This window comes from Leclercia sp. 29361 (genome assembly GCF_011290365.1).
GTDB lineage: Bacteria > Pseudomonadota > Gammaproteobacteria > Enterobacterales > Enterobacteriaceae > Enterobacter > Enterobacter tamurae.
Genome location: NZ_CP049786.1, coordinates 4,769,352 through 4,787,312 on the forward strand (window position 1 = coordinate 4,769,352; position 17,961 = coordinate 4,787,312).

Sequence of the window (17,961 nt, forward strand, 5' to 3'; positions counted from 1 at the left end):
CGTCCAACAAAACATTTAAATCATAACGACAAATTATTTTGCGGAGAAAACCGTGGATACGGAATTGCTAAAAACTTTCCTCGAAGTGAGCAGAACTCGCCACTTTGGGCGCGCCGCAGAAGCGCTTTATCTGACTCAGTCGGCGGTAAGCTTTCGTATTCGTCAGCTTGAAAATCAGCTTGGGGTGAATCTTTTTACCCGTCATCGCAATAACATTCGCTTAACGCCCGCAGGTGAAAAGCTTCTGCCTTATGCAGAAACCCTGATGAATACCTGGCAAGCCGCGCGTAAAGAGGTTGCCCATACCTCAAAGCATAATGAGTTTTCTATCGGTGCCAGCGCCTCTTTATGGGAGTGCATGCTAAGCCCCTGGCTTAGCCGATTATATCGCTCTCACGGACAGCTGCAGTTTGAGGCCCGCATTGCGCAGCGGCAGTCGCTGGTGAAGCAGTTACATGAACGCCAGCTGGATCTGCTGATCACCACCGAAGCGCCGAAAATGGATGAATTTAGCAGTCAGATCCTCGGACAGTTCACCCTGGCGCTTTATGCAGCTGAACCTTCAGCCATGAAAAGCGACCTGAACTATCTGCGACTCGAGTGGGGCCCCGATTTCCAACCGCATGAAGCCGGTTTGATTGCCATTGACGATGTGCCGGTCCTGACCACCAGTTCCGCTGAAATAGCCTGCCAGCAGCTCGCATCGTTAAAAGGTTGCACCTGGTTGCCGCAACGCTGGGCCAGTAATAAACCGGGATTACATACGGTGACGGATTCTGCCACCCTTCAGAGGCCACTGTATGCCATCTGGTTGCAAAACAGCGATAAGCAAGGCCAAATCAAAGATCTGCTTAAAATCAATGTGATGGATTAAAGGATACGTTGCAAGGACGCAACGTAAAGACGTGAAAGAGGCAGGTTTTGCTTTCTTACAGGCAAAAAAAATCCTTTGCCGAAGCAAAGGATTCTTTATATGGCAGGGGCGGAGAGACTCGAACTCGCGACACCCGGTTTTGGAGACCGGTGCTCTACCAACTGAGCTACGCCCCTAAATTTCTTACTACTAAGCCTGCTACATTAGCAGGCTTAGTTTTAATAGGTGGCGGAACGGACGGGACTCGAACCCGCGACCCCCTGCGTGACAGGCAGGTATTCTAACCGACTGAACTACCGCTCCACCGAATACTTCTGTAACCACCGGATTAATGCCCCGGTTCACTACGTAATTTGATGCCTGGCAGTTCCCTACTCTCGCATGGGGAGACCCCACACTACCATCGGCGCTACGGCGTTTCACTTCTGAGTTCGGCATGGGGTCAGGTGGGACCACCGCGCTACAGCCGCCAGGCAAATTCTGTTGTTCACCCCGCCCTCAGGCGCAGTGATTAATCTGTATCAGCTGAAAATCGTCTTTCAAATCCGCCGAAACAGCTTCGGCGTTGTAAGGTTAAGCCTCACGGTTCATTAGTATCGGTTAGCTCAACGCATCGCTGCGCTTACACACCCGACCTATCAACGTCGTCGTCTTCAACGTTCCTTCAGGACCCTTAAAGGGTCAGGGAGAACTCATCTCGGGGCAAGTTTCGTGCTTAGATGCTTTCAGCACTTATCTTTTCCGCATTTAGCTACCGGGCAGTGCCATTGGCATGACAACCCGAACACCAGTGATGCGTCCACTCCGGTCCTCTCGTACTAGGAGCAGCCCCCCTCAATTCTCCAGCGCCCACGGCAGATAGGGACCGAACTGTCTCACGACGTTCTAAACCCAGCTCGCGTACCACTTTAAACGGCGAACAGCCGTACCCTTGGGACCTACTTCAGCCCCAGGATGTGATGAGCCGACATCGAGGTGCCAAACACCGCCGTCGATATGAACTCTTGGGCGGTATCAGCCTGTTATCCCCGGAGTACCTTTTATCCGTTGAGCGATGGCCCTTCCATACAGAACCACCGGATCACTATGACCTGCTTTCGCACCTGCTCGAGCCGTCACTCTCGCAGTCAAGCTAGCTTATGCCATTGCACTAACCTCCTGATGTCCGACCAGGATTAGCTAACCTTCGTGCTCCTCCGTTACTCTTTAGGAGGAGACCGCCCCAGTCAAACTACCCACCAGACACTGTCCGCAACCCGGATTACGGGTCCACGTTAGAACACCAGCCATTAAAGGGTGGTATTTCAAGGTTGGCTCCACGCAGACTGGCGTCCACGCTTCAAAGCCTCCCACCTATCCTACACATCAAGGACCAGTGTTCAGTGTCAAGCTATAGTAAAGGTTCACGGGGTCTTTCCGTCTTGCCGCGGGTACACTGCATCTTCACAGCGATTTCAATTTCACTGAGTCTCGGGTGGAGACAGCCTGGCCATCATTACGCCATTCGTGCAGGTCGGAACTTACCCGACAAGGAATTTCGCTACCTTAGGACCGTTATAGTTACGGCCGCCGTTTACCGGGGCTTCGATCAAGAGCTTCGCGTTGCCGCTAACCCCATCAATTAACCTTCCGGCACCGGGCAGGCGTCACACCGTATACGTCCACTTTCGTGTTTGCACAGTGCTGTGTTTTTAATAAACAGTTGCAGCCAGCTGGTATCTTCGACTGATTTCAGCTCCACGAGCAAGTCGCTTCACTTACCATCAGCGTGCCTTCTCCCGAAGTTACGGCACCATTTTGCCTAGTTCCTTCACCCGAGTTCTCTCAAGCGCCTTGGTATTCTCTACCTGACCACCTGTGTCGGTTTGGGGTACGATTTGATGTTACCTGATGCTTAGAGGCTTTTCCTGGAAGCAGGGCATTTGTTGCTTCAGCACCGTAGTGCCTCGTCATCACACCTCAGCGTTGAATAAGGTTCCGGATTTACCTGGAACCTCCGCCTACATGCTTAAACCGGGACAACCGTCGCCCGGCCAACATAGCCTTCTCCGTCCCCCCTTCGCAGTAACACCGAGTACAGGAATATTAACCTGTTTCCCATCGACTACGCCTTTCGGCCTCGCCTTAGGGGTCGACTCACCCTGCCCCGATTAACGTTGGACAGGAACCCTTGGTCTTCCGGCGAGCGGGTTTTTCACCCGCTTTATCGTTACTTATGTCAGCATTCGCACTTCTGATACCTCCAGCAGACCTCACAGTCCACCTTCGACGGCTTACAGAACGCTCCCCTACCCAACAACACATAGTGTCGCTGCCGCAGCTTCGGTGCATGGTTTAGCCCCGTTACATCTTCCGCGCAGGCCGACTCGACCAGTGAGCTATTACGCTTTCTTTAAATGATGGCTGCTTCTAAGCCAACATCCTGGCTGTCTGTGCCTTCCCACATCGTTTCCCACTTAACCATGACTTTGGGACCTTAGCTGGCGGTCTGGGTTGTTTCCCTCTTCACGACGGACGTTAGCACCCGCCGTGTGTCTCCCGTGATAACATTCTCCGGTATTCGCAGTTTGCATCGGGTTGGTAAGCCGGGATGGCCCCCTAGCCGAAACAGTGCTCTACCCCCGGAGATGAGTTCACGAGGCGCTACCTAAATAGCTTTCGGGGAGAACCAGCTATCTCCCGGTTTGATTGGCCTTTCACCCCCAGCCACAAGTCATCCGCTAATTTTTCAACATTAGTCGGTTCGGTCCTCCAGTTAGTGTTACCCAACCTTCAACCTGCCCATGGCTAGATCACCGGGTTTCGGGTCTATACCCTGCAACTTAACGCCCAGTTAAGACTCGGTTTCCCTTCGGCTCCCCTATACGGTTAACCTTGCTACAGAATATAAGTCGCTGACCCATTATACAAAAGGTACGCAGTCACCTAACAAGTAGGCTCCCACTGCTTGTACGTACACGGTTTCAGGTTCTTTTTCACTCCCCTCGCCGGGGTTCTTTTCGCCTTTCCCTCACGGTACTGGTTCACTATCGGTCAGTCAGGAGTATTTAGCCTTGGAGGATGGTCCCCCCATATTCAGACAGGATACCACGTGTCCCGCCCTACTCTTCGAGTTCACAGCACATGCATCTTCGTGTACGGGAGTATCACCCTGTACCCTGCGACTTTCCAGACGCTTCCACTGACACACATGCTGATTCAGACTCTGGGCTGCTCCCCGTTCGCTCGCCGCTACTGGGGGAATCTCGGTTGATTTCTTTTCCTCAGGGTACTTAGATGTTTCAGTTCCCCTGGTTCGCTTCGTTAAGCTATGTATTCACTTAACGATAGTGCAACGGATTGCACTGGGTTTCCCCATTCGGAAATCGTCGGCTATAACGGTTCATATCACCTTACCGACGCTTATCGCAGATTAGCACGTCCTTCATCGCCTCTGACTGCCTAGGCATCCACCGTGTACGCTTAGTCGCTTAACCTCACAACCCGAAGATGTCTCTTTCGATCCATCATCGTTTTGCGAAAATTTGAGAGACTCGAACACACCTTCATCTGCCCTTATTACGGAGAGCAGACACAGTGTGTCGTTTCAATTTTCAGCTTGATCCAGATTTTTAAAGAGCAAAACTTCGCAGCGCACCTTCGCAGGTACACTCTGAAGTTTTTGTGTTGTCGCAGTAAAAGGATGGTGGAGCTATGCGGGATCGAACCGCAGACCTCCTGCGTGCAAGGCAGGCGCTCTCCCAGCTGAGCTATAGCCCCATCGTAGTTAAATCTCTTCAAATTTGCGTCGCAAATTTGGTAGGCCTGAGTGGACTTGAACCACCGACCTCACCCTTATCAGGGGTGCGCTCTAACCACCTGAGCTACAAGCCTGCAGAGATTTTTTACTGCTTACTTTTCATCAGACAATCTGTGTGGACACTACAAAGGCAGGTTCTTTAAGGTAAGGAGGTGATCCAACCGCAGGTTCCCCTACGGTTACCTTGTTACGACTTCACCCCAGTCATGAATCACAAAGTGGTAAGCGCCCTCCCGAAGGTTAAGCTACCTACTTCTTTTGCAACCCACTCCCATGGTGTGACGGGCGGTGTGTACAAGGCCCGGGAACGTATTCACCGTAGCATTCTGATCTACGATTACTAGCGATTCCGACTTCATGGAGTCGAGTTGCAGACTCCAATCCGGACTACGACGCACTTTATGAGGTCCGCTTGCTCTCGCGAGGTCGCTTCTCTTTGTATGCGCCATTGTAGCACGTGTGTAGCCCTACTCGTAAGGGCCATGATGACTTGACGTCATCCCCACCTTCCTCCAGTTTATCACTGGCAGTCTCCTTTGAGTTCCCGGCCGGACCGCTGGCAACAAAGGATAAGGGTTGCGCTCGTTGCGGGACTTAACCCAACATTTCACAACACGAGCTGACGACAGCCATGCAGCACCTGTCTCAGAGTTCCCGAAGGCACCAATCCATCTCTGGAAAGTTCTCTGGATGTCAAGAGTAGGTAAGGTTCTTCGCGTTGCATCGAATTAAACCACATGCTCCACCGCTTGTGCGGGCCCCCGTCAATTCATTTGAGTTTTAACCTTGCGGCCGTACTCCCCAGGCGGTCGACTTAACGCGTTAGCTCCGGAAGCCACTCCTCAAGGGAACAACCTCCAAGTCGACATCGTTTACGGCGTGGACTACCAGGGTATCTAATCCTGTTTGCTCCCCACGCTTTCGCACCTGAGCGTCAGTCTTTGTCCAGGGGGCCGCCTTCGCCACCGGTATTCCTCCAGATCTCTACGCATTTCACCGCTACACCTGGAATTCTACCCCCCTCTACAAGACTCTAGCCTGCCAGTTTCGAATGCAGTTCCCAGGTTGAGCCCGGGGATTTCACATCCGACTTGACAGACCGCCTGCGTGCGCTTTACGCCCAGTAATTCCGATTAACGCTTGCACCCTCCGTATTACCGCGGCTGCTGGCACGGAGTTAGCCGGTGCTTCTTCTGCGAGTAACGTCAATCGATGAGGTTATTAACCTCACCGCCTTCCTCCTCGCTGAAAGTACTTTACAACCCGAAGGCCTTCTTCATACACGCGGCATGGCTGCATCAGGCTTGCGCCCATTGTGCAATATTCCCCACTGCTGCCTCCCGTAGGAGTCTGGACCGTGTCTCAGTTCCAGTGTGGCTGGTCATCCTCTCAGACCAGCTAGGGATCGTCGCCTAGGTGAGCCATTACCCCACCTACTAGCTAATCCCATCTGGGCACATCTGATGGCAAGAGGCCCGAAGGTCCCCCTCTTTGGTCTTGCGACGTTATGCGGTATTAGCTACCGTTTCCAGTAGTTATCCCCCTCCATCAGGCAGTTTCCCAGACATTACTCACCCGTCCGCCACTCGTCACCCGAGAGCAAGCTCTCTGTGCTACCGTTCGACTTGCATGTGTTAGGCCTGCCGCCAGCGTTCAATCTGAGCCATGATCAAACTCTTCAATTTAAGTTTGATGCTCGTGAATTAAACTTCGTAATGAATTACGTATGTTCACTCAGAGACTTTGGTATTCATTTAGTGTCCGGAGACATTAAGAATCCATGTCACTTTGAGTGCCCACACAGATTGTCTGATAAATTGTTAAAGAGCAGTGCAACGCGGCTTTCGCTCACCGTTGCGAGGTCCCGTATAATACGTTTTCCTCATTCAGAGTCAAGCAATTATTTTCGCTTTTCTCCGTCGGCGTTCATCTCTGAAGCCTGCTGTCACGGCGGTTTGTAATCCGTTGTTCCGTGTCAGTGGAGGCGCATTATAGGGAGTTCTTCGGCAGTGACAAGAGCTAATTTAAAAAAATCTTTCAACCGTCTTTTTTTTGCTCAAAAACGTGCTACAGCGCTAGTTTTTCGAGCGTTTCAAAGCCGTAACGGCGTAAAACGGGTAAAAGTTGCTCAGTCTCAGCGGTCAATGCCATGCAATACGCAATATTGTTGTCGGCAGATTTTGCATCTGGCGCTTCATGTTCAAGCAGCCAGGCGGTGCGACGGGCAATAGCCGCACCGGAATCCACCAGCCGGGTCCCTTCTGGCAGAACGGCAAGCAACTCCTCCTGTAATAGAGGAAAGTGCGTGCAGCCCAGCACAACCGTATCGGGCGGTTCCGACATTTTCAGCCATGGACGCAAAATACGGCTCAACTCATCCAGGGATACTGCCTGACCATGCAGCTTCGCTTCCGCCATCTCTACCAGCTCGGCAGACCCTAACATGGCAATCTTGCATTCATTGGCAAAGCGTTCGATCAGCTCGCGGGTATAAGGACGCTTAACCGTACCGCGCGTTGCAAGCAGTCCCACCACGCCATTTGCCGTCAGACGCGCCGCAGGTTTAATCGCTGGCACCACGCCGACAACCGGGAACGGGAATTTTTCACGTAAAGCGGGAAGGGAAACCGTACTCGCCGTATTACAGGCAATCACCGCCAGGGCGAGAGGATAATGTTGTTGTACGGCGGTAACGATTTCAACGACGCGTTCGACAATAAACGCTTCGCTCTTCTCCCCATAAGGAAAAGCCACGTTATCGAATGCATAGATGTAATGAAGATCCGGCAGCAGATGCCGAATCTCATCATAGACTGAAAGCCCACCGACACCGGAGTCAAACACCAGGACGGTGGGACGTGGGTCAGAAGGTGTAGCTGCCAGACAAGGTGTATTCCCGTCCTGCAGTTTCGTAGCCATAAACTGTCTCGTAGTCTTTATCGAACAGGTTGGCGATTTTACCACGAACTGTAAGGTGAGAGGTGACAGGATATGAAACGGCGAGATCCCACAAACTTACCCCACCCATCTTTACTCGCTCTGAGGTGAACGTATTCGGATCGTACGCCACGTCATAGCGGGTGCCCAGATAGCGGTAGGCCAGATTCCAGTCGAGATCCCATACCTGCGCATCCAGCTGGTACTTCACCTGCTGCTTCGAACGGCGGGCCAGCACTTCGTTGGTTTTGGCATTACGCGGATCAACATAGTCATAAGAAATCTGATGCCCCACCGGACCCGTATCGAACTGCGCCGTGGCTTCAATACCTTTGATGCGTGCTTTATCCACGTTGTAGTAGCGGAACGTACGCGGGTCGCTGCTGATCAGGTTATCGATATCGTTGCGATAACCCGATACGCGCCAGGTCACCGGTCCGGTCAGCCCCTCAAAACCACCTTCCCACTGCTTGCTCTCTTCCGGCTTCAGGTTCGGGTTGCCGTAGCTCGCACTGTGGATCTGGCTCATGGTCGGTGCTTTGTAGGCCGTACCGTAGGAACCGATGATCCGGTAACCTTCGATAAACTCCCATCCGGCGCTGGTCTGCCAGGTGTTATGGTTGCCAAAGTTAGAGTTATCGTCATTACGCGCGGCGGCTTCCAGGGTGACGCTATCGAACTGCTGCATGGCGGACAGGAAGACCCCGGTGTTGCGTTGCTCGTAGCCTTTATCCAGATAACCGGTTCCCGCCTGGGTTTTTTGCTTCTGCCAGTCCAGACCCGCGCCGATATTGCCGTGGCCCACCGTGACGGTGTTCATCCACTGGGCGGTGTATTGCTTGACGTCATCCGTAGTGGCAGACGAAGCATAGCGGCCTTTGCTCGGGTCATAGTTCTGATCTTTGCTGCGACCGTAACCACCCACCAGTTGGGTCTGGTAGATCCCCTGGTTATAGCGCAGGCCGGTGTCCCAGTTCTGGCTATACAGCTGACGCGTATCCGGCAGGCCATCGACCATAAAGCTGTCGTCATAATGCTCATAGCCGTCATACGCCGTGCGGTTGTCATAGCCGAGCCCACGCACAAAGCCGCTCAGGTTGTCGGTGATCTGCTGCTCAACCGAGCCAAACAGCGACTTGCTCATAAAGCCGTCGCGATCGGGCTGGCGTGGCGCATCTGCCGCATCGATATCAAAGCCACGGGTGTAGGTATAGTTACCGCCGAGGGTGATTTTGGTTTTATCCAGCACCTGCTGGAAGGCGCCATCATAGGATTGATAGCCTTTCGAGCCGACGCTGGCGGTAATTTCCGCCCCAGGCTTGTCCCGACCCGTAATAATGTTAATCACACCGCCAATCGCATCCGAACCATACAGGGCCGAGCGCGGGCCACGAATGTATTCGACACGCTGAATGAGCGACACGGGAATCTGGCTGAGATCCGGTGAGTTACTGATCCCGGCGTTATTCAGTGGAATGCCGTCAATCAGCACCAGCACATGGCGGGATTCGGTCCCGCGAATAAAGGTAGAGGAGTTAGCGCCCATCCCGCCGCTCTGGGCGATATCCACACCCGGTAAGCGTGACATGACCTCAACGACGCTTTTTGCCTGCCAGCGTTCAATATCTTCCCGGGTAACAACGGAGCTGGGGGCCAGAACGGTATTGGCAGGTTGTGCAACACGGTTCGCCGTTACGACCAACGCGTCTGCGCCATCCTGCGCCCAGCCCGAAAATGCCGTGACGGAAAGCGCCGTCAACAGCGATACTTTTTTAATCATTGTTAAAGCATCCACAATATAAGAAGGATGCCGCAGGCCTCACCCATAGCACGCGATGATGAAACCAAATGCGACGTGATCCCGGCAGGTCTTCGGGCTAGGTGGCTTTATAAGGATGAAGACTTCCCATTTTCACAGTGTCTACAGCGCTCATCCCGCCAGTCTTTACCGCTGCGCGTCAGCTCCAGATTTGCACTGGATTCCCTTTTCACTCACAAGAGACCGGAAACATAATGCTACATTTAGACACGTATAGATGTCCAGACTGCCGTTAACCATTAAGGCTGGACATCCCCTGCACAATCCCTACAATCCCCGCGTAATTCATCATCAATCAGGAAGCATCATGACCCCCGAACACCTCCCGACAGAACAGTACGACGCGCAACTGGCAGAGAAAGTCGTCCGTCTGCAAAGTATGATGACGCCTTTTGCTGCGCCTGCGCCTGAGGTGTTCCGCTCCCCGGTCAGTCACTACCGTATGCGTGCTGAATTCCGTATCTGGCACGACGGTGACGACCTGTATCACATCATTTTCGATCAGCAGACCAAAAGCCGTATCCGCGTGGACAGCTTCCCGGCGGCCAGCGAGATGATTAACCAGTTGATGACCCTGATGATGGATGGCGTGCGCAATAATCCGCTGCTGCGCCATAAGCTGTTCCAGATTGACTACCTGACCACCCAAAGCAATCAGGCCATCGTCTCCCTCCTGTACCATAAAGCGCTGAATGACGAGTGGCGCCAGGCTGCAGAAGCCCTGCGTGATGCGCTGCGCGCGCAGAACATCAACGTCCATCTGATTGGCCGTGCGACAAAAACCAAAATCGCGCTGGATCAGGATTTCATCGACGAGCGCCTGCCGGTGGCGGGTAAAGAGATGATTTATCGCCAGGTGGAGAACAGCTTTACTCAGCCGAACGCGGCGATGAACGTGCAGATGCTGGAGTGGGCGCTGAATGCCACCGAAGGTTCAACCGGCGATCTGCTGGAGCTCTACTGCGGTAACGGCAACTTCTCGCTGGCGCTGGCGCGTAACTTCAATCGCGTACTGGCTACCGAAATCGCCAAACCGTCGGTGGCTTCCGCTCAGTACAACATCGCGGCGAACCACATTGATAATGTGCAGATCATTCGCATGTCGGCAGAAGAATTTACTCAGGCGATGAACGGCGTGCGGGAATTTAACCGTCTGCAGGGGATTGATCTGAAGAGCTACCAGTGTGAGACGATTTTCGTCGATCCGCCGCGCAGCGGGCTGGACAGCGAAACTGAGAAGATGGTGCAGGCGTACCCGCGTATTCTTTATATCTCCTGCAACCCGGAAACCTTATGCAAGAACCTGGAAACATTAAGCCAGACGCACAAGGTTGAACGTCTGGCGTTGTTCGATCAGTTCCCGTATACGCACCATATGGAGTGCGGCGTGTTACTGACGGCCCGGTAAACCGTTATCGCCGGGTGGCGCTGCGCTTACCCGGCGTGGGACAGATTACTCTGGCAGCTGCTGTTTACGGTTACGCATTTTAATGCCGATCCAGAACACCAGCGCCACCGACAGTACGGCAGGCAGGAAGTTAGAGCCAATATCCGGATACTCTGCGCGCACCACGGTGCTATACAGCAGGACACCCAGCACAAAGAACGCCGCCGACAATGCCGGTAACCCCACCGGCATGGTGCGATTCTGATAACGCTGATGCAGACAGTACACCGTCAGCACCAGAGAGATCATCGGGAAAACCGAAAACGGTACAATGGAGCTAAACATCGCTGCAAAGGTACCGTTAATGGATAAGCCAGCGATCAATGCCAGCAATAATGTTCCTTTATCCTGTCCTGTCTGTTTCATTACTCACCTTTCACTCATCGGATTGATGCGCCAGTTTTTCTTGTTCACGGCGATACCAGTAATAAGCCCCTTTAGAGATCATCCGCAGTTGCAATACCAGTCGCTCTTCGAGTTGCTTGCGTTGTTCAACGCTCACATCCAGTGCTTCGGCGCCCGCACTGAAGACTATGGTTACCATCGCCTCGGCCTGCGCTTCAGTGAAGGCGCGCGGCATATGGTTTTCGAGTTCAAGATAGTCGGCAAGTTCCGCAATAAAATGCTGAATCTCACGCGCCACGGCGGCGCGAAACGCGGCCGAGGTACCAGAGCGTTCCCGCAACAGTAAACGAAACGCGTTAGGGTTGTTGCCGATAAACTCCATAAAGGTGGAAACGGAGGTGCGGATCACGCTGCCCCCTTTGGCGATACGCTGACGCGCCTGGCGCATCAGCTGGCGGAGCATCAGCCCGCTTTCATCCACCATGGTCAGACCCAGTTCATCTACGTCACGGAAATGACGATAGAAAGAGGTAGGCGCAATCCCGGCTTCGCGTGCGACTTCGCGCAGGCTCAGACTGGCAAAACTTCGCTCGGCACTCAGTTGACTGAATGCCGCTTCTACCAGCGAACGCCGGGTTTTCTCTTTTTGTTGTGCTCTTACGCCCATCACGATAGTTGAATCCTTCCAAAGGCCCGCTGGCACTATACCAGAGAATAAAATTAATCGGTTTACCTGGCTTACAGAATGAGGGTTTCCCTGTTGTTTGTGCTCCACCACGCGAAAAGAGCACAACGATAATTGGGTTATCCCGCCAATGATGTTACTATTCTGTTGCTTTTATGTATAAGAACAGGTAAGCCTTACCATGTCACATTCCTACGATTACGACGCAATAGTTATTGGTTCCGGCCCCGGCGGCGAAGGCGCTGCTATGGGACTGGTTAAGCAAGGAGCCAGAGTAGCGGTTATTGAGCGCTACCATAATGTTGGCGGCGGTTGCACCCACTGGGGCACCATCCCTTCCAAAGCTCTCCGCCACGCTGTCAGCCGCATCATTGAATTCAACCAGAACCCTCTTTACAGCGATCACTCCCGTCTTCTCCGCTCTTCTTTTGCCGACATCCTGAACCATGCTGATAACGTTATTAATCAGCAGACGCGTATGCGTCAGGGCTTTTATGAGCGCAATCACTGCGAAATTTTGCAGGGTAACGCCCATTTCGTTGATGAACATACGCTGGCGCTGGAGTGCCATGATGGTTCGGTCGAGACCATTACCGCCGAGAAGTTTGTGATCGCCTGTGGCTCACGCCCGTACCATCCGGCAGATGTGGATTTTTCCCATCCAAGGGTTTACGACAGCGACTCCATTCTGAGCCTGCATCATGAGCCACGCCACGTGCTGATCTACGGTGCCGGGGTGATCGGCTGTGAATATGCCTCCATCTTCCGCGGCATGAACGTCAAAGTTGACCTAATTAACACTCGCGACCGCCTGCTGGCGTTCCTCGATCAGGAGATGTCCGATTCACTGTCGTACCACTTCTGGAACAGCGGCGTGGTGATTCGTCACAACGAAGAGTACGAGAAGATCGAAGGCTGTGACGATGGCGTGATCATGCATCTGAAATCGGGTAAAAAGCTGAAAGCCGACTGCCTGCTTTACGCTAACGGTCGTACCGGTAACACCGACTCGCTGGCGCTGGAAAACATCGGTTTAACCACCGACAGCCGTGGGCTGCTCAAGGTCAACAGCATGTACCAGACCGCCCTGCCGCATATCTATGCTGTCGGTGACGTGATTGGTTATCCAAGCCTGGCATCAGCGGCGTATGACCAAGGGCGCATTGCGGCTCAGGCGCTGGTGAAAGGCGAAGCGACAGCGCATCTTATCGAAGATATCCCGACCGGCATTTACACCATTCCGGAAATTAGTTCTGTCGGCAAAACCGAGCAGCAGCTGACAGCCATGAAGGTGCCTTACGAGGTGGGTCGTGCCCAGTTTAAACATCTGGCGCGGGCGCAAATCGTCGGGATGAGCGTGGGAACGCTGAAGATCCTGTTCCATCGCGAGACGAAAGAGATCCTCGGCATACACTGCTTCGGCGAGCGTGCGGCGGAAATCATTCACATCGGCCAGGCGATCATGGAGCAAAAAGGTGGCGGTAACACCATCGAATACTTTGTTAATACCACCTTTAACTACCCGACCATGGCAGAAGCTTATCGGGTAGCGGCGCTGAACGGCTTAAACCGCCTGTTTTAACGCACTGTCGAAACGGCCTTCCATCGAACTGCGGATGGCCTCTGCCAGCTGCTCATAGCGGCTGCGCAGCGGCGATCCCGGACGATAAACCAGGCCAATGGTACGGCGCGGCTCCGGCTTGATGCATGGCAGATAGACCACCCCGTCGCGACGACGTTCCGGCGGGACTGACAGCGCGGGCAGCAGCGTAATACCACTTCCTGCCGCCACCATGTTACGCAGCGTTTCCAGGCTGGTTGCACGGAAGTGGGTATCTTCATCGGCACCCGCTTCAAAGCAGAAGCCCATCGCCTGATCGCGCAGACAGTGGCCATCTTCCAGCATCAGCAGCTTTTCTCCGGCCAGATCGGCCATCGGCACGCGATCGCGGTTCGCCCACGGGTGATCCTCATAGATCGCCAGCATCATCGGCTCGTCAAACAGCGGCACTTCGATAAAAGCTTCACTCTCTTTGACCAGCGCGAGGATTGCGCAATCGAGCTTACCGCTGTCCAGCTGCGCCAGCAGCTGATGGGTTTGCGCTTCGTGCAGATACATTTCGAGTTTCGGGAAGGTCTGGTGCAGCATCGGAATAATTTGCGGCAGCAGGTACGGGCCAACGGTTGGGATCAGGCCAATATGCAGCGGGCCGGACATCGTCTCCCCCTGCTGGCTCGCCATTTCCTTGAGCACTTTGACCTCGCGCAGCACGGTGCGCGCCTGATCCACCAGCAGCAGGCCCGCCTGGGTGAACAGCACTTTACGACTGGTGCGCTCCAGCAGCATCACGCCAAGCTCATCCTCCAGCTTGCGGATCTGTCCGCTAAGCGTAGGCTGACTGACGTGGCAGGAGTCTGCCGCGCGGCGAAAATGGCGGTGCTCGGCTAACGCCACCAGGTATTCAAGATCACGAATATTCATTATTCATCCTCCGTCGCCACGATAGTTCATGGCGATAGATAGCATAGCAACGAACGATTATCCCTATCAAGCGTTCTGTTGAATAATGCATCACAGAGACGAGGCGGCACTGATTACCCTTGAAGTCCTGTCCCGTCTGACGAGTTTCTCTCAAAACTCGAACAACTAAAGCCAACGTGAACTTTTGCGGACCCCGTGGTCCGCCTTTTTTTTGCGTAAAAAAACCCAGCTCGGGGCTGGGCTTCAGTACGTAGGCCGGGTAAGCGAAGCGCCACCCGGCGTATAAACCGTCATACCAGGCGGTTTTTCGCATCCGCAATCGCCTGCGCCACTTGCCTCGGCGACACGCCACCTTTGGCCGCACGCTTATCCAGACAGGATTGCAGCGCCAGGATCGGATAGACATCCTCGCCAATCACGCTGCTGAATTTCTGCAGGTCGGCCAGCGGCAGATCTTCCAGCGGTTTGCCCTGACGAATGGCTTCTACCACCGCTTCGCCGACGATATGGTGCGCTTCACGGAACGGCACACCTTTGGCGACCAGGTAATCCGCCAGCTCGGTGGAGTTAGCGTAGCCCTGCTGGGCCGCTTCCTGGCAACGCGGACGTTTCACCTGAATGCCGTCCAGCACCAGCGCCGCCATATGCAAACAGTCCAGCCAGGTGTCGAGCGCGTCGAAGAGCCCTTCCTTGTCTTCCTGCATATCTTTGTTGTAGGCCAGCGGGAGCCCTTTGAGGGTCATCATCATGCCGGTCAGCGCACCCTGCACACGGCCACACTTGCCGCGGATCAGCTCCAGCGCATCCGGGTTTTTCTTCTGCGGCATCAGGGATGAGCCAGAGGTCACACGGTCCGACAGTTCAACAAAACCGGCTTCGCCAGAGTTGAAGAAGATCAGGTCTTCGGCAAAGCGCGACAGGTGCACCATACCGATAGAGGCATTGGAGAGCAGCTCCAGCACGTGGTCACGGTCGGAGACGCTGTCCAGGCTGTTGCGGGTGGCGGAAGCAAAGCCCAGCCAGCCGGCCAGCTGTTCACGGTCGATTTCGTAGGCGGTACCCGCCAGCGCGCCGCTGCCCAGCGGGCTTACGTCGAGGCGCTTCAAAGTATCCTGCAGGCGGCTCTCATCACGGGCCAGCATCTCAACGTAGGCCAGCGACCAGTGCGCAAAGGTGACAGGCTGGGCACGCTGCAGGTGGGTATAACCCGGCATCACCGCATCCTGATTGTTGTGCGCGGTTTCCACCAGCGCGCTCTGCAGCTGACGATTCGCGGCCAGCAGTTCCACCACAGTGTCTTTACACCACAGCTTGAGGTCGGTCGCCACCTGGTCGTTACGGCTCCGGCCGGTGTGCAGCTTTTTACCTAACTGGCCGACTTTGTCGATCAGCTTGCCTTCTACCCAGCTGTGAATATCTTCGGCGTCGCTCTCGAGGATCTGCTGCGGGTTCAGACGCACCTCTTCCAGCAGGTTGTTCAGCGCCTCTTCCAGCTGCACCTGTTCGTCTGCGGTCAGCACGCCTACGGTCACCAGCGCTTTGGACCAGGCCACAGAGCCGACGATATCCTGTTCGGCCAGGCGGTAGTCGAAGCGCAAAGAGTCGTTGAACTGTTTGAACCGTTGATCCGCTGCCTGTGTAAAACGCCCACCCCAAAGTGCCATAACATGCTTCCTTTATTCGTTAGTTCCGCCGGGTGGCGCTACGCTTACCCGGCCTACGGTCTTGTAGGCCCGGCAAGCAGAGCGCCGCCGGGCAGTAAATCTTAAGCCAGAATACGCGTACCAATCGGCGTGCCGTTAAACAGCGCTGGCAGTTGCTCGGCGTGGCGCCAGGAGGCGATATCTACCGGACGACCGAGCGTGCGGGCGGCATCCAGCGCCGCGTTCACCTTCACAATCATGCCGTCGGTAATAATGCCCTGCTCGATCAGCTGCTCAGCTTTCTCAGCGGTCATTTCCGCAATGCGCTGGCCTTTGCCGTCCAGAATGCCGCTCACGTCAGAGAGCAGGATCAGGTCTGCGCCCAGCGTCGCCGCCAGCGCGGTTGCCGCCTGGTCAGCGTTGACGTTCATCAGATCGCCCTCTTCGGTGACGCCGATAGAGCTGACCACTGGCAGGAAACCGCCTTCCAGTAGCGTATTAATCAGTTTTGGTGAACCCGGCTGCGCCAGCCCTACGTGGCCAAGCTCTTCGTCGAGCTGGGTCACTTTGACGCTGTCGCCATCGCCAAGATAGAGACCCACGGAGGCGATATGGTGTTTCTTCGCCCACGCCAGCAGGGTTTTGTTGGCAGTCCCCGCCAGGGCACCGGTAATAATGTCGATCTGGTCGGCAGGCGTAACGCGCAGGCCATTCTTCTTTTTCACCGGCAGGTTCAGGCCTTTCATTAATTCATCGACCACGCAGCCGCCGCCGTGAACAATCACCAGCGGGCGTTGATGGGATTCGCGATAGTTAACCAGCGCGGTAAACAGACGCTCCAGCGCCTCTTCGCTGTCCAGCAGGACACCACCAAGCTTGATAATTAATGGGTTCATCATCACACCTTAAATAAGAGACTGCGTTTCAGCATAGCCAAAACGAATATTTGCGCACTGGATTGCCTGAGCGGCAGCGCCTTTCAGCAGGTTATCCTCTGCGGCCACCACAATCAGGTGCTCACCCTGCACGGCAAAGCCGATATCGCAGAACGGCAGACCCACCACGTTTTTCAGCGCCGGGACGCCTTTGTCGTACAGACGCACCAGGGGTTTATCCGCATAGGCCTGAATAAAGACCGCATTCACCTGGTCTTTGGTCACGCCCGGTTTCAGGCGGCAGGTGATGGTTTCGAGGATCCCGCGCGGGAAGCTGCCCAGATGCGGCGTAAAGATGACGTCCGTCCCCAGGTGGGTAGTGATTTCCGGGTGATGACGGTGATTGAATACGCCATACGGCTGCAGGCTCACTTCGCAGAAGCTGTTGGAGATTGCCGCTTTGCGCCCGGCTCCGCTCACGCCGCTGGTGGCGTTGATCACCGGCCACTGATTCAGATCCAACAGGTTTGCGTCGATCAACGGCTTCAGGGAGAGCTGTGCCGCCGTCGGGTAGCAACCCGGTACGGCAATCAGGTTCGCTTCTTTCAGCGCATCGGCGCTCCACTCCGCCAGACCATACACTGCCTTTTCAAGCAGCTCCGGGTGCTGATGGGTAAAGCCATAGTATTTTTCATAGAACGCGGCGTCGTTCACCCGGAACGCACCGGAGAGATCGAACACCACGCAACCGGCGGCCAGGAACTGCGGCGCCAGGTCGTGGCTGACTTCGTGGGCGGTAGCCAAAAACACCACGTCCACGCCGTCGGTAAACTCGCTGATATCCGACATTGGCTGCAATGGCAGATCGACAATCCCTTTAAGTTGCGGATGTAAATCGGAAATTAACTTTCCTGCATCATTGCTTTGCGCTGAGACAGTCAAAGCGGTTATGGTCATATGAGGATGGCGATTCACGTAGCTTACAAGCTCTGCGCCCGCATAACCGCTGGCGCCTACAATCAGCGTATTCAACATCGGGTTCCTTTATGCTCAAC

Annotated in this window: 11 protein-coding genes, 4 tRNA genes, 3 rRNA genes and 1 riboswitch; of the genes, 3 read left to right on the forward strand and 15 right to left on the reverse strand. The window is 54.6% G+C overall.

Translation table 11 applies throughout. From position 1 onward, the window contains the following. The first annotated feature begins 52 nt into the window (after nt 1–52). Entirely contained in the window at nt 53–874 is an 822-nt protein-coding gene (gene hdfR, locus G7090_RS22830) for an HTH-type transcriptional regulator HdfR (protein WP_166184781.1), read from the forward strand. Nucleotides 875–974: 100 nt separating this feature from the next. Here hdfR and G7090_RS22835 read toward each other — a convergent pair. The 9 genes from G7090_RS22835 to btuB all read right to left on the reverse strand — a co-directional run bounded on the left by G7090_RS22835 (nt 975) and on the right by btuB (nt 9,390). Then, a tRNA-Trp gene (locus G7090_RS22835) sits at nt 975–1,050 on the reverse strand. 50 nt (nt 1,051–1,100) lie between these two features. Then, nucleotides 1,101–1,177 (reverse strand) — tRNA-Asp (locus G7090_RS22840). 55 nt (nt 1,178–1,232) lie between these two features. Next, nucleotides 1,233–1,348, reverse strand: a 5S ribosomal RNA gene (rrf, locus tag G7090_RS22845). A 95-nt stretch (nt 1,349–1,443) separates the two neighbouring features. Then, nucleotides 1,444–4,350, reverse strand: a 23S ribosomal RNA gene (locus G7090_RS22850). A 207-nt stretch (nt 4,351–4,557) separates the two neighbouring features. Next, a tRNA-Ala gene (locus tag G7090_RS22855) sits at nt 4,558–4,633 on the reverse strand. A gap of 37 nt (nt 4,634–4,670) precedes the next feature. Then, a tRNA-Ile gene (locus G7090_RS22860) sits at nt 4,671–4,747 on the reverse strand. A gap of 71 nt (nt 4,748–4,818) precedes the next feature. Further along, a 16S ribosomal RNA gene (locus G7090_RS22865) occupies nt 4,819–6,358 on the reverse strand. The 16S, 23S and 5S rRNA genes sit together here with 4 tRNA genes alongside, the layout of an rRNA operon. A 382-nt stretch (nt 6,359–6,740) precedes the next feature. Continuing rightward, nucleotides 6,741–7,592: a glutamate racemase gene (gene murI, locus G7090_RS22870; RefSeq protein ID WP_166184784.1), complete on the reverse strand. Its 852-nt coding sequence runs from the start codon at nt 7,590–7,592 to the stop codon at nt 6,741–6,743. After that, nucleotides 7,537–9,390 carry a TonB-dependent vitamin B12 receptor BtuB gene (btuB, locus tag G7090_RS22875; RefSeq protein ID WP_166184787.1) on the reverse strand — a complete coding sequence of 618 codons (1,854 nt, stop codon included), beginning with the start codon at nt 9,388–9,390 and terminating at the stop codon, nt 7,537–7,539. The genes murI and btuB overlap by 56 nt, the downstream gene beginning before the upstream one ends. A gap of 65 nt (nt 9,391–9,455) precedes the next feature. Next, a riboswitch (cobalamin riboswitch) is annotated at nt 9,456–9,632 on the reverse strand. Between the two features lie 104 nt (nt 9,633–9,736). Here btuB and trmA point away from each other — a divergent pair. After that, nucleotides 9,737–10,837 carry a tRNA (uridine(54)-C5)-methyltransferase TrmA gene (trmA, locus tag G7090_RS22880; RefSeq protein WP_166184790.1) on the forward strand — a complete coding sequence of 367 codons (1,101 nt, stop codon included), beginning with the start codon at nt 9,737–9,739 and terminating at the stop codon, nt 10,835–10,837. Nucleotides 10,838–10,882: 45 nt separating this feature from the next. On the opposite strand, the gene G7090_RS22885 is transcribed toward trmA, so the two are convergent. Next, nucleotides 10,883–11,242: a YijD family membrane protein gene (locus tag G7090_RS22885; RefSeq protein ID WP_166184793.1), complete on the reverse strand. Its 360-nt coding sequence runs from the start codon at nt 11,240–11,242 to the stop codon at nt 10,883–10,885. Nucleotides 11,243–11,252: 10 nt separating this feature from the next. Further along, on the reverse strand, nt 11,253–11,891 hold the full coding sequence (gene fabR, locus G7090_RS22890; RefSeq protein WP_032615233.1) for an HTH-type transcriptional repressor FabR: 639 nt from the start codon (nt 11,889–11,891) through the stop codon (nt 11,253–11,255). A 196-nt stretch (nt 11,892–12,087) separates the two neighbouring features. On the opposite strand from fabR, the gene sthA reads away from it, so the two are divergent. After that, nucleotides 12,088–13,488, forward strand: a complete 1,401-nt coding sequence (gene sthA / locus G7090_RS22895; protein WP_106995805.1) for a Si-specific NAD(P)(+) transhydrogenase — start codon at nt 12,088–12,090, stop codon at nt 13,486–13,488. Here sthA and oxyR read toward each other — a convergent pair. The 4 genes from oxyR to argC form a co-directional block, all read right to left on the reverse strand. After that, nucleotides 13,471–14,388: a DNA-binding transcriptional regulator OxyR gene (gene oxyR / locus G7090_RS22900; protein WP_106995804.1), complete on the reverse strand. Its 918-nt coding sequence runs from the start codon at nt 14,386–14,388 to the stop codon at nt 13,471–13,473. The genes sthA and oxyR overlap by 18 nt on opposite strands. A 290-nt stretch (nt 14,389–14,678) precedes the next feature. Further along, complete coding sequence (gene argH, locus G7090_RS22905; protein WP_166184796.1) at nt 14,679–16,052, reverse strand: argininosuccinate lyase; 1,374 nt, start codon at nt 16,050–16,052, stop codon at nt 14,679–14,681. A 101-nt stretch (nt 16,053–16,153) separates the two neighbouring features. After that, a complete protein-coding gene (gene argB / locus G7090_RS22910) occupies nt 16,154–16,930 on the reverse strand; it encodes an acetylglutamate kinase (RefSeq protein WP_166184799.1) in 777 nt (258 codons plus the stop codon). A 6-nt stretch (nt 16,931–16,936) separates the two neighbouring features. Next, entirely contained in the window at nt 16,937–17,941 is a 1,005-nt protein-coding gene (gene argC / locus G7090_RS22915; RefSeq protein WP_166184802.1) for an N-acetyl-gamma-glutamyl-phosphate reductase, read from the reverse strand. Between the last annotated feature and the right edge of the window lie 20 nt (nt 17,942–17,961).

Excerpts from the sequence above, each read along its gene's own strand:
- trmA (WP_166184790.1), top strand. The coding sequence starts at position 9,737 with ATGACCCCCGAACACCTCCCGACAGAACAGTACGACGCGCAACTGGCA.
- G7090_RS22885 (WP_166184793.1), bottom strand. The coding sequence starts at position 11,242 with ATGAAACAGACAGGACAGGATAAAGGAACATTATTGCTGGCATTGATC.
- argC (WP_166184802.1), bottom strand. The coding sequence starts at position 17,941 with ATGTTGAATACGCTGATTGTAGGCGCCAGCGGTTATGCGGGCGCAGAG.
- murI (WP_166184784.1), bottom strand. The coding sequence starts at position 7,592 with ATGGCTACGAAACTGCAGGACGGGAATACACCTTGTCTGGCAGCTACA.
- argB (WP_166184799.1), bottom strand. The coding sequence starts at position 16,930 with ATGATGAACCCATTAATTATCAAGCTTGGTGGTGTCCTGCTGGACAGC.
- btuB (WP_166184787.1), bottom strand. The coding sequence starts at position 9,390 with ATGATTAAAAAAGTATCGCTGTTGACGGCGCTTTCCGTCACGGCATTT.
- sthA (WP_106995805.1), top strand. The coding sequence starts at position 12,088 with ATGTCACATTCCTACGATTACGACGCAATAGTTATTGGTTCCGGCCCC.
- argH (WP_166184796.1), bottom strand. The coding sequence starts at position 16,052 with ATGGCACTTTGGGGTGGGCGTTTTACACAGGCAGCGGATCAACGGTTC.
- oxyR (WP_106995804.1), bottom strand. The coding sequence starts at position 14,388 with ATGAATATTCGTGATCTTGAATACCTGGTGGCGTTAGCCGAGCACCGC.